At 40.3% G+C, this 14,790-nt stretch carries 11 protein-coding genes and 1 tRNA gene; 7 read left to right on the top strand and 5 right to left on the bottom strand.

The window, feature by feature from the left end; genetic code table 11:
- Window positions 1-568: 568 nt before the first annotated feature.
- Both HUK49_RS02545 and HUK49_RS02540 read right to left on the bottom strand, forming a co-directional pair.
- Window positions 569-2,701, bottom strand: a complete 2,133-nt coding sequence (locus HUK49_RS02545; protein ID WP_191912536.1) for an LTA synthase family protein — start codon at window positions 2,699-2,701, stop codon at window positions 569-571.
- 127 nt (window positions 2,702-2,828) lie between these two features.
- Window positions 2,829-3,101 carry a hypothetical protein gene (locus HUK49_RS02540; RefSeq protein ID WP_191912535.1) on the bottom strand — a complete coding sequence of 91 codons (273 nt, stop codon included), beginning with the start codon at window positions 3,099-3,101 and terminating at the stop codon, window positions 2,829-2,831.
- Between the two features lie 157 nt (window positions 3,102-3,258).
- On the opposite strand from HUK49_RS02540, the gene HUK49_RS02535 reads away from it, so the two are divergent.
- The 3 genes from HUK49_RS02535 (at window position 3,259) to HUK49_RS02525 (ending at window position 6,863) form a co-directional block, all read left to right on the top strand.
- A complete protein-coding gene (locus HUK49_RS02535) occupies window positions 3,259-3,912 on the top strand; it encodes a histidine phosphatase family protein (protein WP_102168380.1) in 654 nt (217 codons plus the stop codon).
- Window positions 3,913-4,363: 451 nt separating this feature from the next.
- On the top strand, window positions 4,364-5,770 hold the full coding sequence (locus tag HUK49_RS02530) for a basic amino acid/polyamine antiporter (protein ID WP_191912534.1): 1,407 nt from the start codon (window positions 4,364-4,366) through the stop codon (window positions 5,768-5,770).
- Window positions 5,742-6,863 carry an aminotransferase gene (locus tag HUK49_RS02525; RefSeq protein ID WP_191912533.1) on the top strand — a complete coding sequence of 374 codons (1,122 nt, stop codon included), beginning with the start codon at window positions 5,742-5,744 and terminating at the stop codon, window positions 6,861-6,863. Before HUK49_RS02530 ends, HUK49_RS02525 begins: the two co-directional genes overlap by 29 nt.
- 42 nt (window positions 6,864-6,905) lie before the next feature.
- Here HUK49_RS02525 and HUK49_RS02520 read toward each other — a convergent pair whose 3' ends face one another.
- Window positions 6,906-7,730: a DNA-binding domain-containing protein gene (locus HUK49_RS02520; RefSeq protein ID WP_102168377.1), complete on the bottom strand. Its 825-nt coding sequence runs from the start codon at window positions 7,728-7,730 to the stop codon at window positions 6,906-6,908.
- A gap of 11 nt (window positions 7,731-7,741) precedes the next feature.
- On the bottom strand, window positions 7,742-9,025 hold the full coding sequence (locus HUK49_RS02515; protein ID WP_191912532.1) for an ATP-binding protein: 1,284 nt from the start codon (window positions 9,023-9,025) through the stop codon (window positions 7,742-7,744).
- Between the two features lie 201 nt (window positions 9,026-9,226).
- Here HUK49_RS02515 and HUK49_RS02510 point away from each other — a divergent pair, with 201 nt between their 5' ends.
- Complete coding sequence (locus tag HUK49_RS02510) at window positions 9,227-10,774, top strand: YfcC family protein (protein WP_191912564.1); 1,548 nt, start codon at window positions 9,227-9,229, stop codon at window positions 10,772-10,774.
- A 281-nt stretch (window positions 10,775-11,055) separates the two neighbouring features.
- On the opposite strand, the gene HUK49_RS02505 is transcribed toward HUK49_RS02510, so the two are convergent.
- A tRNA-His gene (locus tag HUK49_RS02505) sits at window positions 11,056-11,130 on the bottom strand.
- A 203-nt stretch (window positions 11,131-11,333) separates the two neighbouring features.
- Here HUK49_RS02505 and hdcC point away from each other — a divergent pair.
- From hdcC to hdcB, 3 genes are all read left to right on the top strand, one after another.
- Window positions 11,334-12,788, top strand: a complete 1,455-nt coding sequence (gene hdcC / locus HUK49_RS02500; protein ID WP_191912531.1) for a histidine-histamine antiporter — start codon at window positions 11,334-11,336, stop codon at window positions 12,786-12,788.
- A gap of 260 nt (window positions 12,789-13,048) precedes the next feature.
- On the top strand, window positions 13,049-13,984 hold the full coding sequence (gene hdcA / locus HUK49_RS02495) for a histidine decarboxylase, pyruvoyl type (protein ID WP_102168373.1): 936 nt from the start codon (window positions 13,049-13,051) through the stop codon (window positions 13,982-13,984).
- Window positions 13,985-14,129: 145 nt separating this feature from the next.
- On the top strand, window positions 14,130-14,654 hold the full coding sequence (hdcB, locus tag HUK49_RS02490) for a histidine decarboxylase maturation protein HdcB (protein ID WP_191912530.1): 525 nt from the start codon (window positions 14,130-14,132) through the stop codon (window positions 14,652-14,654).
- The last annotated feature ends 136 nt before the right edge of the window (window positions 14,655-14,790 follow it).

Here is a 14,790-nt window from a genome sequence, read left to right as displayed (position 1 = left end):
TACAGTAAAAGTTTAACTACATAACAAAGCAAAAACCACCGGACTACAATTGAAATTGCAGTTCGGTGGTTTTTGAATTTTGTAGCAGAGTAGAAACGTATTCGACTTGCTAGAGCTAATGTTCTAGGCAATATAGTCGAGATCGGCTCGCCCTAACCTTCCTCGAGCTAACGACCTCCGCCTCCGACGACAAGACACCGTTCAGCGGAGAAATCGTTAGCCACCGGAAGGTTTTAACGGGCTCACACTCTATTAAATGCGTTCGTCGTGACCGCAACTTCCGCCTTAGGCAACATTGTCAAAACGTGTTTGCCAGGGACTTGCTAGAGCTAACGTGTCCTACTGTAACTTAGTCGAAACGCGTTCAGCCTAAGCTCCCTCAAGATAACGACCTCTCTCCGCAGTAGCTGACTGAACTTTATATCCATAAAGTTCTAGTCATCCTTGCTAGGGTTCACAGACGAAAACAAGTTTTCTGGTTCACCGCTTAGGCGCAAGTCGCCCTCGTCGAGAGAAATCGTTATCATCCGGGAGCTCTTTACGGCTTCACGCTCTGCTGGCTCACACTCTACTTGTTATTCCCATCCGGGTTAGTAATTTTAATTCGGTTAGAATCAGTTGAAGAGTGGTTTTGTTCAGGTGCGTCGGTTGAGTAATCATCAACGGTTGAATGATCGCCATTCTTCGAGAAGATACTGGTTGACTTATCTCCTAATTTCTTTTCGATCCGTTTCTCGCGCTTCAAACCATTGGAATAATTGTAGTCCGCAGGGTTAACTTTCTTGAAGCCTTTTGGATGGTAGAAACGAAGAAGGTTCTTTTCGTTTAAGGAATCAGAAAGCGACAATTCGGTATTAACAAGTTTGCGATCCTTCTTTAGCTGCTTCTTTTGTTTTGCAGTTAATTCAGCAATTTTACCAGTCTTATTATCGTAAATTGTTCCGCTAATGCTGGAGAAACGTGGAGTCACGAAATCGTGATTACGGAAAGCAACAACCTGACTGTGCTGACTAGAGAAGAGGTCGGTACCAAACTGGATATACCGCTTGGTACTAATCCCAAGAAGGTGAAGCAGGGTCGGTAAGACATCAACCTCACCACCATATTGGTGATAAATTCCTCCGTGACCGCCAGAGCCAGGGATAACAAACATTAATGGTACTCGCTGAAGTTGAGTATTATCAAAGTCAGTCCAATCATCTGGATTACGATCAAGGGCGGTTGCTAAAGCCTTATTTTCAGAATTTGAAATTCCGTAATGGTCACCATAAATCATGATCACTGAGTTTTTATCTAACCCGGTCTTTTGCAGGTAAGCAAAGAATTCAGCAAGTGATTGATCGAGATAATGGGCTGTCACGAAATAGTTGTCAACAGTAGTGTTGCCGGTATTGGTAGTTTGAAAATTAGGATCCTTATCCTCATCGTCCAAGCTGTATGGGAAGTGGTTAGTAACAGTGATGAACTTGGTATAGAACGGCTGCTGTAAGTTTTGCAAGTAGTTAATGGAGTTCTTAAAAAGCAGCTTATCCTTAAGACCATATCCCGTTGCCTTATCACCAGAAGTATCATAGTAGCTTGCGTCGAAGAAGTATTGGTATCCTAAGTTTTTGTATACGTTGTTCCGGTTCCAGAAACTGGCAACGTTACCGTGAAAGACTGCGCTAGTATAGCCAGCTCGTTGATTTAGAATTGCTGGCGCTCCCTGGAAAGTATTATCACTACCAAGAGTAGCAAAAAGTGACCCTTGAGGAAGCCCAAATGTACTGGTTTCAAGCATATTTTCAGCATCACTGGTCTTTCCTTGACCAACTTGGTGGAAGAAGTTATCGAATGCATAAGTATCATTGCCATGATATAAGGAGTTTAGGAATGGGGTAACTTCTTGCCCGTTAACTTTTTTATCAATTAAGAATTGTTGGAAACTTTCAAGGTGGATAACAATAACATTGCGTCCCTTAGCGATCCCGTACATTTTGGGATTCGGGGATGCATAGTGCTTATCAGTAAACTTTTTAACTTTTAGCAACTCTGATTTTGTGGCACTTTGCCGCATTTTGTTAATATGTTGTGATTTCAAAACATCATACCCGGTAAACGCATCAATTCCAAGATACTTAACAATGTAAGTTCGGTCGAATGTCCGGGTAAGTAATTGTGGTCGGCTCATTTCGGCAAATGAAAGGTTAATGCCAAAAAGAGTTAATGCCATTGAAGTAAACGCAAAGGCTAATTTACTGCTGATAGCACGAGGATCAAAGTGGATCTTGTGCAATAGCATTAGAATGATAATAACGACAATATCAAGCCAATAAAAAAGATCGTGAATGTTGGTGAGAGCTAGTGAACTGCCACTTAATCCCTGATTAACCTTTGAATAACCAGTCATGGTTGCAATTGTCATAAAGTCAGTAAATTCACGATAATAGATGACGTTTAGGTACAGTAAAAGCGTGTTAGCAATATCTAATCCCATTAGAACTGGGTAGAAGAAGCGGGATCGCTTAAAGTAAAAGGTAATACTGTAAATTAATGCGGTAATTGGTAACGGATTAATCAGCAGAATCAGGTATTGAAAAATGCCTTCTGCTCCTAATTTAAAGTCAGTAAAGTAAGCAAATAATGTCTTTAACCAAAAAAGGACTACTAGAAGGGTGAAGAACCCGATCCTAGTGTCCACGAATTTGCTTAGTTTTTTCATTAGGAATGTTCCTCGCAATCGAGATTTAATAGTTATTTAGTGCTAGCAAAACTAGCAAATCAATAGCCATTCTATCACAGATCAATCGAGAAACATTTATCTAAGAAAGATTGTTGTCAAAATTTAATTATTTATTTACCTTAACCGGAGCCGGTTCAGGTTCTACTAACCAGTCATGACTGAATAACTTGCGTAACTTCTTGTTGACAGGAATCCAAATTCCAGCACGAAGAATGTCTTTTAAGGATTCAAGCATCGTTTTGTCCTGCCGGTATTCCTTGGTCAATGGAATTACCAATAAGTGGCCTTCTTCCGTCACTACGGTAACTTTTTTGGCACTCATGGCAATGATTTTAGCCGCGACAATGTTAGGTTGAGAAGTAGTTTCTTTTAATGTCATTAATAATCCCTTCCTTCATCTTGGTTTTAAGAATAATGGGAAAATATGAAGAAACTGTGAAAACGAGAATAAGCAATTTCAAAGAATTGGTTCCGCTTCTAAATCACTAATGGTAGCGCTATAATTAAGGAAATCACAGAAGAACGGAGGATGGGTCATGACAAAATTAAATATCTACTTAGTACGACATGGTCAAACATATTACAACATTTATAATAAGCTTCAGGGATGGAGTAATTCACCGTTGACTGAAAAGGGAAAGCAAGACGCGAAGAAAGCAGGTGAGCGGCTGAAAGAGATTCACTTTGACGCGGCTTTTTGTAGTGACACAACACGGGCAATGGAAACTATTCAAGAGATTCTCGATTTGAACCAAGCTGATTCCGTGCATTCACCGGTCATTGCCCCATATTTCCGTGAGGAGTTTTATGGTTCTTATGAGGGAACGAATATGGACTTAGCTTGGTATAACGCTGGTGCTCCACATGGTTACAATACGTTTAAGGAAATTGTTCTTGCTAGTTCCATCGGTCAAGCGAAGGATTGGCTGAAGGAAGCCGATCCATTCCACGATGCGGAAAATAATCAGGAATATTGGGAACGAATGAATAAAGGACTTGACTTGATCCGGCATGCTGACCTTCCTGAAGATGCCAACGTTCTGTGGGTGAGCCATGGGAATACCCTCTTAAGCCTTGTCGAAAAATTTGGTGGCGGTAAATATGATGTCACCGTCCGTCCAAAGAATGGTAGCCTCACCACCGCCACCCTCACCGACCACGATTTCAAGATTGAGGAGTATGACAAATAAGGAGAGTGTCTTCGCCCCAAAGAGTTTCCGGAAAGCTAGCGATTTCTCCTGACGAAGGCGACTTGCGCCTAGGAGGGAGGTCGCTAGCTCTAGGAAACTCGGGCGAAGCACGTTTTGACAATGCTGCCTAAGGCGGAAGTTGCGGTCACGGCGAACACGTTTGGTCTATGTTGCAGTAGAAGTAGCGATTTCTCCCGACTAGATGCTGAAACCCTCTACTGCAGGAGGTCACTAGCTCTAATATTAACGCGAATATCATTAAATACTGGGAGACTAATGACCTGTTAATCTCTCAGTTTATTTGATCCCAGATCCGAATTCGACCAATTTATCAAACCCAATTGAAAGTAATCACCAATCCTGTTATAATTACCGTCAATTAATAAATATTCATTATTTTGAATAAAAGATATTGGCTATTGCTTGAGGATAGAGATTGGAGTCAATGCTAATGGACGAGAAAAAAGGAATTAATACAACCGAGTTAACGTTGTTGATTATCGGTTCAACAATTGGTTCGGGAGTTTTTGGAATAACAAGTGATTTAGCAACAGCAGCCGCGCCTGGACCGGCGATTCTAGCATGGATTATTGTTGGGATTGGGGTCTTAACGTTAGTATTATCGCTAAATAACCTTTCGCAAAAACGACCAGATCTGGATTCAGGAATCTTCAGTTATGCAGGAGCTGCATTTGGACCACTTGGTGAGTTCATTTCTGGATGGGCGTATTGGCTATCGGCTTGGCTTGGTAACATTGCATTTGCCACGATTACAATGAGTGCGTTCGGGACATTCTTCCCTAAGGTATTTGCAAATGGTCAAAATCTAGTATCCATTATTGTAGCAATTATTTTAACTTGGATTTTGACACTTTTAGTTAACCGGGGGATTGAATCGGCAGCTTTTATAAATTCAATTGGAACAATATGCAAAATCATTCCGCTAGTTGTATTCGTCATTTGTGTAATTATTGCGTTCAAAGCAAAGATGTTTACGGCAGACTTTTGGGGTAATGTTGCTCAAAACGTTCACGGACTAAAACAAACATCCCTATTTACCCAAATTCGGTCGTCAATTATTGTTATGATGTGGCTGTTCGTTGGTGTTGAGGGTGCGTCAGTGCTTTCAAGTCGGGCACGAACACGAACCGATGCAGAACGAGCTTCAATTCTCGGTCTTGCTAGTTTGCTAACAATCTACATTGTCGTTTCGATCTTGCCTTATGGGGTAATGACCCGGGCACAGTTAGCTGCTGGTGGTCAACCGGCTCTTGGGGCAATTATACAACACCTAGTTGGTAGTTGGGGTGCCGCATTGATTAGTATTGGGTTAATCATTTCAGTGCTAGTTTCCTGGCTTTCATGGACGATGCTGCCAGCTGAATCATTAATGTTAATGGCAGATGACCAAACTTTGCCAACCGCTTGGGGAAAGTTAAATAGTAAGAAGGCCCCAACTCGAGCATTAGTCATCACTGGGGTGCTTCAATCAATTTTCCTGTTCTCATTATTATTCACTAATTATGCGTATAATTTTGCATATACTTTATGTACGGCTGCGATTCTGATTTGTTATTTCTTAGTGGGAGTTTACCAAATGGAATATAGCGGTCAAAATAATGAATGGGGTCAGTTTATTATTGGGTTAATCGCAACTTTGTTTGAATTAATGGCAATGATTTTGTCTGGCTGGAAGCAAGTGATGGTAGTTTCTGTCGGCTTTATTCCTGGCTTTATTTTCTACTTGCAGGCATGTAAGGAGTTTAAACACGTTGTTACCACAAAGGAAAAAGTTGTCATGGTTTTAATCGTTCTTTTTGCTGTGACTTATGGTAGAAATCGCTCCATTTGGTGTTGAAGCATGGTTGAATAAATGGGAAAAGAGTGCTAAATATGATATTTCCCAGAGTACAATTGCTTCGTTAACAATGCATGAAGTCCTAAACCTTGACGATAATAATGGTCAAGAGTTCTATGAGATGCTGGATCAGAAAAAGATGAACTATGGCTGGATTGAGGGTTCACCTGAATTCAAGCAAGAAGTTGCTAAGCTGTACCAACATGTGGAACCGGAGAATGTGCTACAGACTAATGGGGCAACCGGTGCCAACATCTTAGCCCTATATAGTCTGATTCAACCCGGCGATCATGTTATTGCAGAATACCCTTCATACCAGCAGTTATACGATATCCCTAAGTCGCTTGGAGCAGAAGTTGACTTTTGGCATATTCATGAAGAAGCTAACTGGTACCCTGATATTGATGAGCTGAAAAAGTTGATTCGTCCTGATACGAAGATGATTTGCTTAAACAATGCTAATAATCCAACCGGGACAATTTTAGACAAGCAATTCTTAGAGCAGGTTGCCGAAATTGCTAAGTCGGTTGGCGCGTATGTTTTGGTAGATGAAGTTTATTTGCCATTAGATGATCCAACAAAGTTTACATCAATTATTGATCTTTATGACAAAGGAATTGCGACTAATTCGCTTTCGAAGACCTATTCAGTACCAGGAATCCGGATTGGCTGGACCGCAACTAATAGTGAACTTGCGGATGTCTTTCGGAAATTCCGTGACTATACAATGATTTGTGGCGGGGTCTTTAATGACTTGCTTGCCACCTACGTTCTTCGTCACCGTGACCAGGTGTTGGCACGTAATCGAAAGCTGGTTCTCGGTAATTTGAAGATTTATCAAGAATGGATTGAAAATGAGGATCGCGCTTCAGTAGTAATGCCCCAAGCGGTTTCAACTTCATTCCCAAAGTTAGATGTTCCAATTGATATTCATACCTTCTGCGAAAACCTGCTAAAGGATGAAGGGGTCTTACTTGTTCCGGGAGATGCCTTTGATACACCTAAGCACGTTCGTTTAGGATACTGTGCTCCAGAAGATACCTTAAAAGAAGGGCTTAAACGGTTATCAAGTTACCTACATCAGTGGGACTAGTAAAAAAGAGCTGGAAAATTATTTTCCAGCTCTTTTTTACTTTTACTCTTTACTAACAAGTCCATCCAAGAATTTTTGAATAGAAATTCTCCCACCAGAGGGGCGTTTGCCTTGCTGATATAGCATTTCACTATGGACGCTTTCGTAGCCAAAGAGCAGGTTAGAAATATCGGATAGCTGCTCGTCATAAGGGTTATCAATCAAGCGGTTAGCAATGTTTGCCAAACCAACCTTAATTGCCCGGCGAATTCGTTGCTCGATTATTCGCCGTTCATGCTCAGAAAGGTCCATCAATTGTTCCAAGTCAAGGTTCCGGTAATTCTCATTCTGCGCTTCCATTAACGAAGCGATCTTAAGAATATCGCTAGTTCCCTTTTCTGAGGTCATCCCGAGATAGCTAAGGGTAGCAGTCGCTTGGTGATGAGCTTTAACTGATTTTGGTTGCGATCGGGGAGTGAAATTGTTAACCATCTTTGAAATCGAAGATAGCTGAGACGCCATTTGAAGACTTTGCTTAACGTTTTTGAGAACTGCTTGAACCTCGATTAAATTAATTGGTTTATTAATGAAAAATTCAATTCCGGCTTTATAGGCTTCAGCACGCATTTCGCTGTTCTGAACTTTGGAGATCATGACAAAGCGAATATTTGGTTTCACATCTTTGACTTTTCGGACAAGGTCAACGCCTGATAATTCAGGCATTAAAAGATCGACAAGGACAATATCGACGTCCTTAACCATCAATTCTTGCAATGCGCCAGTTGAAGAACTGGTCATCCCGACAACTTCATCGTTAAAATTTTGTTCAATAATATTCTGCAGAACATAGAGGATTGATTGGTCGTCATCTACAATATAAAATTTCATTTTTGCTCCCCCTAACTAATTAACTTTTGCCGATCTAATGTTACGAAAAACGTTGTCCCGACATTTGAAGTCGAATCAACAGTGATCTTTCCAGCAAATTGTTCTTCTGCAATTGCCTTGACGTTTGAAAGGCCGATTCCCCGATAGATATCCCCAAATTGATCAAACTTAGTCGAAAAACCTGGTTTGAAGATCAGTGGGAGAAGATTTTTCGGGATCCCACTTCCATTGTCGGTGACAGAAAAGTAGACGTGCCGACTATCAGCAGTTACTTTAATTAGCAGCTCCCCATTTCGCTTAGTCCCGATCGCATCAATCCCGTTGATGATGAGGTTTGACAGGATAGTAACTAAGTAGAAATGACGCGGGATCGTAATGTCAACGTGATTTTGAACAACGAGGTTAATATGAGCTTGTTTCTCACGGATGATCATTTGTGAATAGTCAACAACGATTTTTAAAATGTCCATCATTGTCATTGGCGCGTTACTCTGATCATCAAAATAATCGCCCAGTCCCTTAATGAGATTTTGGTAGGAATGTTTGATTTCATGGACGTTTTGAGCAATTTTATATGCCATTGCCTGTTCCTCAGGAAGTCCCTTCTCTTTTAAGCGTTGGTTAAGTTGGTAGGCGTTCTTTGTTACCTGCTCAATCTCGTTAATCGTCTTTTTCATGAAGTAAACTTCACTCTTAACCGCTGATGCGACCCAAATGAAGTGATAATATTGTCGTTCGTGGCTTTCGCTATTTACCGTCAAAAATTGAAAGTAACGAATGGGAAAAGCAATGAGGAAAGCTAATGTCGAGCGAGCAAAGGCAAGAATAAATAGTCCTTGAAGAGTATTAAAGGAGAACGCGCTGAAGTGATTTAAAAAGGCAATCTCGGTCATATTAGCAAAATAGTCACAGATAATAATCGTAAAGTAAAAGGCAACATTATTTTGAAAACTACGGAGCCAATAAATTAAATAATAAAGGAACACGTAGCAGGTAAAAAAGATAATGTCTGCGATAGTATAGGTGAGGGCATTCGATGCCGTTGCGCCATTACTGACCAGTAAAATAAAGCCCCGAAAAACCGGGGAGGCAATGGCAATTGCCAGACCTAATTGAAGCGGGTTTAAGTCCTGGTTGAAGTAGAGAAAGACTGGTAAAAGAAACGCAGAAAGAGCAATTGTATTCCCCGTGGTAAAAGCGCTGGTACCGATTTGAGACGCGAGAGCAACACAAATGGCAGCGATGATAATTCGTTGGTATTTCCGGTAACGTAAAAAATTGAGATTTTTTAACATGTGAATTCCTTAATTTTATTCATGATTAATTGTGATTATTTTTGATGATCACGGAAAGCGCTTACTAAAATTTTGGTTGTAACTGATTAATCAGTTAATAACTGTTAATCATATTAACTACTATTATACAACTATCCGAATAACGGACGGGAGTAGTAGTGGTAAATGCAATTATTTTATTATAGTGAGGAGTTTAGGGTTATGGATGCAACTGCTAATCAGCCAAAGAAAAAATGGAAACTGAAGATGCCTGGCGCCTTCACAATTCTGTTCTTTCTGACGGTCATTTCAGTATTTTTAACATGGTTTGTACCAGCGGGGAGTTATTCTAAACTTTCGTATAGCAATGATCATCTTCAAGTTGTAGCGCCAAGTGGAAAGAAGACGGTTTATCCGGCAACACAGGCGACACTGAAGAAGCTCAACGTAAAAATTGATGTCGATCAGTTCAAATCTGGGGCAATTAGTAAGCCGGTTTCAGTTCCGGGAACCTACAAGCGGCTTAAGCAACACCCAATGAGTCTGTATTCAATTTTTACCAGCATGGTTAACGGGACGATGCAGGCCGTTGATATTATGATCTTTATCTTTGTCCTTGGTGGCCTTATTGGGGTTGTTAAGGCAAGTGGGGCTTTTGAGTCAGGGCTTGAAGCATTGACGAAGAAGTCAAAGGGTAAAGAATTTATTCTTGTCTTTATGGTTGCCGTTCTGTTGGCATTTGGGGGAACGCTTTGTGGAATTGAGGAAGAAGCGGTGGCTTTTTACCCAATTTTAGCACCGGTATTTATTGCAATGGGCTATGACTCAATTGTCGTTGTTGGGGCCATCTTCCTGGCTTCGTCAATCGGGACAACTTTCTCAATTATTAACCCATTCCAGGTTGTTATTGCTTCTAATGCCGCCGGAACTCAATTTACCCAGGGGATGACTGGGCGAATTGTTGGTTTTACCGTGGCTGTTATTTGCCTGCTCTTCTACCTCCATTGGTATGCCCGGAAGGTTCAAAAAGATCCATCATTCTCATACACTTATGAGGATAAGGAGAAGTTTGATGAAATGTGGTCAATGGATTCTTCAGAAGAAAAGGATCTTACATTTACAATTAAGAAACGGATTATTTTAATTCTCTTTGCCGCTTCATTTATCATTATGATTTGGGGTGTGATGGCTAAGGGCTGGGCCTTCCCAGAAATGGCATCATCATTCTTATTGATTGCGGTAATTATCATGTTCTTAACATGCTTTGGTCATAAGGATGGGCTTGGTGAATACCAAACAACCGAAGCATTCTCTAACGGTGCTGCCAGCTTAGTTGGGGTATCATTGATTATTGGATTAGCACGGGGAATTAACAACATCTTGAATGATGGTTATATTTCTGATACGATCCTTTACCAATCTTCAGAATTAGTTCGTCATATGTCAGGATCTGTTTTCATAATCATGATGATGCTGATCTTCTTCGTCCTTGGTTTTATTGTGCCATCTTCCTCTGGCTTGGCAGTTCTTGCCATGCCAATCATGGCACCGTTGGCCGATACTGTTCATATTCCACGGTACATCGTTGTTACCGCCTACCAGTTCGGTCAATACGCAATGCTCTTCCTTGCACCAACCGGACTAGTTATGGCAACTCTGCAAATGCTTGACATGAAGTACTCTCATTGGGTTCGCTTCGTCTGGCCAGTCGTCGCCTTTGTCCTCATCTTCGGTGGCGGAATTCTGGTAACGGAGGTGCTGATAGGCTAGAGTGTGAGCTCGTTAAGACCTTCCGGTGGCTAACGATTTCTCCGACGAACGGCGTTTTGTCGTCGGAGTCGGACGTCGTTAGCTCGAGGAAGGTTAGGGCGAACACGTTTCTACTCTGTTGCCGAGAAATACTAGCTCTAGCAAGTTCCTGGCGACTCTGTGACAGTAGAACGTTATCTTGAGGGAGCTTAGGCTGAGCGCGTTTTGGCTCTAATGTCGAGAAAATTTATAATACAAAAAATGCTACCCAGGAATTTCCTGAATAGCATTTTTTATTAAAGGGCGGTATGTGGGATTCGAACCCACGCGTGCCGGACCCACAAACCGGTGTGTTAACCAAACTTCACCAATACCGCCATGAAATAACAGTAACAAGTGTAGCATACTTTTTGAAAAATGAATAATTATGTTTGAGCAGGATCGTGGTTGTTAAGACTATTATTAACTTATGATAGCGGTTAATATTTTATTGAACAATCAATATACAAGTGATATATTGAATTTGAACATTGTGCATATTCCTATTCCTTACAAATACGATGTGAGGGATGTGTACAAAATGGCCGATAGGAATAAACAAGCTGAAAAGATGGGGCTTGTTGGTTTGATTGCACTTTGTGTTAGTGCAATGGTCGGTTCAGGAGTTTTTGACTTACCAAAGAATATGTCGATGGAAGCTGGGGTTACTGCTCAGTTCCTCTCCTGGATTATTACTGGTATTGGTATTTGGTTCATTGCTGAAATGTTTGTTATTTTAAGTGATGTTAAACCAGATTTAACTGCCGGTCTTTATAAATATGCTCAAGTTGGTTTCGGCTCTTTTACCGGATTCTTTAGTGCATGGGCATACTTTGTTTGTGAGTGTGCTGCTAATGCTGCATATGCTGTCTTGGTTATGAGTACCTTAGATTACTTCTTCCCGGGAACCTTTACAGGTGGTAATAACTGGCCATCAGTTATTGGTGCTTCAATTATTACCTGGGCAATAACCGCTCTGGTTCTCCGTGGGGTTGAGGTATCAAGTGGTGTTCAAAAGATTGCTACTGCAATTATGTTAGCAGTTGTTATCGTTTTCCTTGTTTCTGTGCTATTTCACTTTAATATCCATACATTTACCACTAATATGAACGCTACTCACAGTGTTCCATCCGTTAGTGATAAACCAATGGGGAGTGTGATGCATCAGTTAATGAACACAATGATGGTAACCCTGTGGCTCTTTGGAGGAATTGAAGGGGCCGTCGTTATGTCTGGTAAGGCCAAGAATGTTAAGCAGGTTGCTCCTGCGACCGTTATTGGTTTCGTTATTTGTTTAGTGATGTATGCACTTGTCGGGATGCTATCATTAGGTGCCTATTCATATGGTCAATTAGCAAAGATGACCTCTCCTTCAACTGCCTACATTTTGACTAATATCTGGCATAATAATATTGGTCGTGACGTAATTGCAATTGCATTGTTAGTTGCTGTCTTCTCAAGTTGGATTTCCTGGATTCAAATGTTGGCTGAATTGCCACAACATGCAGCAGCAGAAGATGGTTCTTTCCCACGGGCTTTCGCTAAGGTTTCGAAGAAGGGAGAACCAGTATTTTCAATTATCATTGCGACTGTATTAATTGAAATTATTATTTTAATTGCGCACTTTGATGAAAGTGCATATCAAATGCTGTTGACAATTGTTGGGGTTATGACCGTTCCACCTTACTTGTTATCTTCAATGTACTTAATTAAGATTAGTCGTAAGGAAAACGGTGACTTTCCTACAAATACAAAACACCATCGTGGTGCAGGGATGGCAATTGGGATCCTAGCATTCCTGTACATTATTTTTATGGCATATTCTGCCAATATTAAATATACTTTGATTTCATTTATTTTCTACGCTGTTGGTATTCCACTGTATATGTGGGCTCGTCACCAACATGGTAAGAAAATCTTTACTAAGGGTGAATTGATTTTTGCAATAGTTATTTTAGTGGTAGCTATTTATGGGGTCTACGATCTGGTTCACTAACTCTTAAAGATTAAATTTGTGTGCTTAATTTAAAAAATAGAAAACAATAATATGGCTGTAAAAGGCGTCAAAATTAAAATTTTGGCGCCTTTTTTCTTTTAAATTTCGAGGTTAATTATTTTAAAAATTGCAATTTTTTCAACAAATTTCCCGTTTCCTATTGACATATATATATATATACTGAGGCTTGTAAGGAATAGGAAGCGCTTTCGTTCGTTGCTATTGTTGTAACTTTTGTTTTAATTAATGGAGGTCTAATTATGTCCGAATTAGATACGAAACTTAATAAGCTTGGCGTTGACCGTATTGCTATTAGTCCATACAAGCAATGGAGTCGTGGTTACATGGAACCAGGAAACCTTGGTAACGGTTATGTAACTGGTTTGAAAGTTGATGCTGGTGTCCGTGACAAGACTGATGATGATGTCTTAGATGGTATTGTTTCATACGACCGTGCCGAAACTAAGAATGCTTACATTGGTCAAATTAACATGACTACTGCTTCATCATTTACTGGTCCTCAGGGTCATTGTATTGGTTATGACCTGTTGAGAAACCCTGAAGTTGATAAAGCTGAACCCCTCTTTACTGAAAAGCAATGGGATGGCAGTGAATTACCAATTTACGATGCTAAGCCATTACAAGATGCTTTAGTTGAATACTTTGGTGTAAACGATGATCGTCGTCACTACCCAGCTCCAGGTTCATTCATTGTTTGTGCTAACAAGGGTGTTACTGCAGAACGGCCAATGAATGATTCAGACATGAAGCCTGGTCAAGGATATGGTGTATGGTCAGCAATTGCTCTTTCCTTTGCTAAGGATCCTTCAAAGGACTCCAGTATGTTTATTGAAGATGCTGGTGTTTGGGAAACTCCTAACGAAGACGAACTAATTGAATACCTTAAGGGTCGTCGGAAGGCAATCGCTAAGTCAATTGCAGAGTGTGGTCAAGATGCTAATACTTCATTCAAGAGTTCATGGATCGGCTTTGCTCACACAATGATGGAACCAGGACAAATCGGTAACGCAATTACGGTTGCTCCTTATGTTTCAATGCCAGTTGATTCCATTCCTGGTGGTTCTATCTTGACACCAGATAAGGATATGGAAATCATGGAAGACTTAACCATGCCAGAATGGCTCGACAAGATGGGTTACAAGTCATTAACTGCTAATGGCGCTGTTAAATACTAATAGTAAACAGTATAAGTCTTTTTAGTCAGCTATCTATTAACAGCAGTTTTTAAATTCCCTTCCAGAATGTCTTCTAGTCTTTTTGATAGGAAGAGGGTATTCAATTATATCCCTCTTCCTTTTATCGGTTAGGTTGTGTTGATTTATGACAGATAATTATAACGTAAGTGTTCAGCGGATTGAGAAAGTAGTTCCTGCTTCACTCATTACCAGTGAATTTAAACAAACGATAGAAAAGACAAACGATCGGATGTCACAAGTAATTGTGAATGATAATCATGGCAGTAAAGAAATATTGATGACATCAATCCATAATTTTTATCGGTATGTTAATGGTAAGATTACTTCATTTAAAAAGGATGAGGTTAAGAGTATAGAATTTATTAAAGGAACTCCACACGGGAAAGTAGTGATTAATTTTCTTGATTCCAGTAGCCTTCAATTAGACGATATTACTAGTGGTCGAGCATTTGATTTTATTCAGGATATTAAGCCACGAGAAATTAACCATGCAGGATATGATAATACGATCCGCGGTGAGTTCCCTCAATTACTTGATCCTGATCATGCTGAAGAAATTGATCGGTTACGACGCTGGATGCAAGATGGACATATTAGTCATTACGAATATGATGATGCTAACCCAGTTTACCCAAAAGCTGGGAAGTAAAACGTGATAAATGCATATTGACAAATTCATATGATCGTTTATCATTTAATTCAAGAGCAGTATTAATTTAATGCTTGTTCTTCAAAAAGATTAGTCGACTAATTCTTTTTATTGATTTGAGAAACATCTTTAATTC

The organism is Limosilactobacillus portuensis (assembly GCF_014838735.1).
GTDB classification, from domain to species: Bacteria; Bacillota; Bacilli; order Lactobacillales; family Lactobacillaceae; genus Limosilactobacillus; species Limosilactobacillus portuensis.
Note: the sequence above shows the minus strand (reverse complement) of the source record. Positions and strands in the feature narration are given on the sequence as shown.

What these genes read in the sequence shown, in the direction of transcription:
- HUK49_RS02525 (WP_191912533.1), top strand. Translation starts at nt 5,742, where the DNA reads ATGGTAGAAATCGCTCCATTTGGTGTTGAAGCATGGTTGAATAAATGG.
- HUK49_RS02545 (WP_191912536.1), bottom strand. Translation starts at nt 2,701, where the DNA reads ATGAAAAAACTAAGCAAATTCGTGGACACTAGGATCGGGTTCTTCACC.
- hdcA (WP_102168373.1), top strand. Translation starts at nt 13,049, where the DNA reads ATGTCCGAATTAGATACGAAACTTAATAAGCTTGGCGTTGACCGTATT.
- HUK49_RS02540 (WP_191912535.1), bottom strand. Translation starts at nt 3,101, where the DNA reads ATGACATTAAAAGAAACTACTTCTCAACCTAACATTGTCGCGGCTAAA.
- hdcC (WP_191912531.1), top strand. Translation starts at nt 11,334, where the DNA reads ATGGCCGATAGGAATAAACAAGCTGAAAAGATGGGGCTTGTTGGTTTG.
- HUK49_RS02510 (WP_191912564.1), top strand. Translation starts at nt 9,227, where the DNA reads ATGGATGCAACTGCTAATCAGCCAAAGAAAAAATGGAAACTGAAGATG.
- HUK49_RS02515 (WP_191912532.1), bottom strand. Translation starts at nt 9,025, where the DNA reads ATGTTAAAAAATCTCAATTTTTTACGTTACCGGAAATACCAACGAATT.
- HUK49_RS02520 (WP_102168377.1), bottom strand. Translation starts at nt 7,730, where the DNA reads ATGAAATTTTATATTGTAGATGACGACCAATCAATCCTCTATGTTCTG.
- HUK49_RS02530 (WP_191912534.1), top strand. Translation starts at nt 4,364, where the DNA reads ATGGACGAGAAAAAAGGAATTAATACAACCGAGTTAACGTTGTTGATT.
- hdcB (WP_191912530.1), top strand. Translation starts at nt 14,130, where the DNA reads ATGACAGATAATTATAACGTAAGTGTTCAGCGGATTGAGAAAGTAGTT.
- HUK49_RS02535 (WP_102168380.1), top strand. Translation starts at nt 3,259, where the DNA reads ATGACAAAATTAAATATCTACTTAGTACGACATGGTCAAACATATTAC.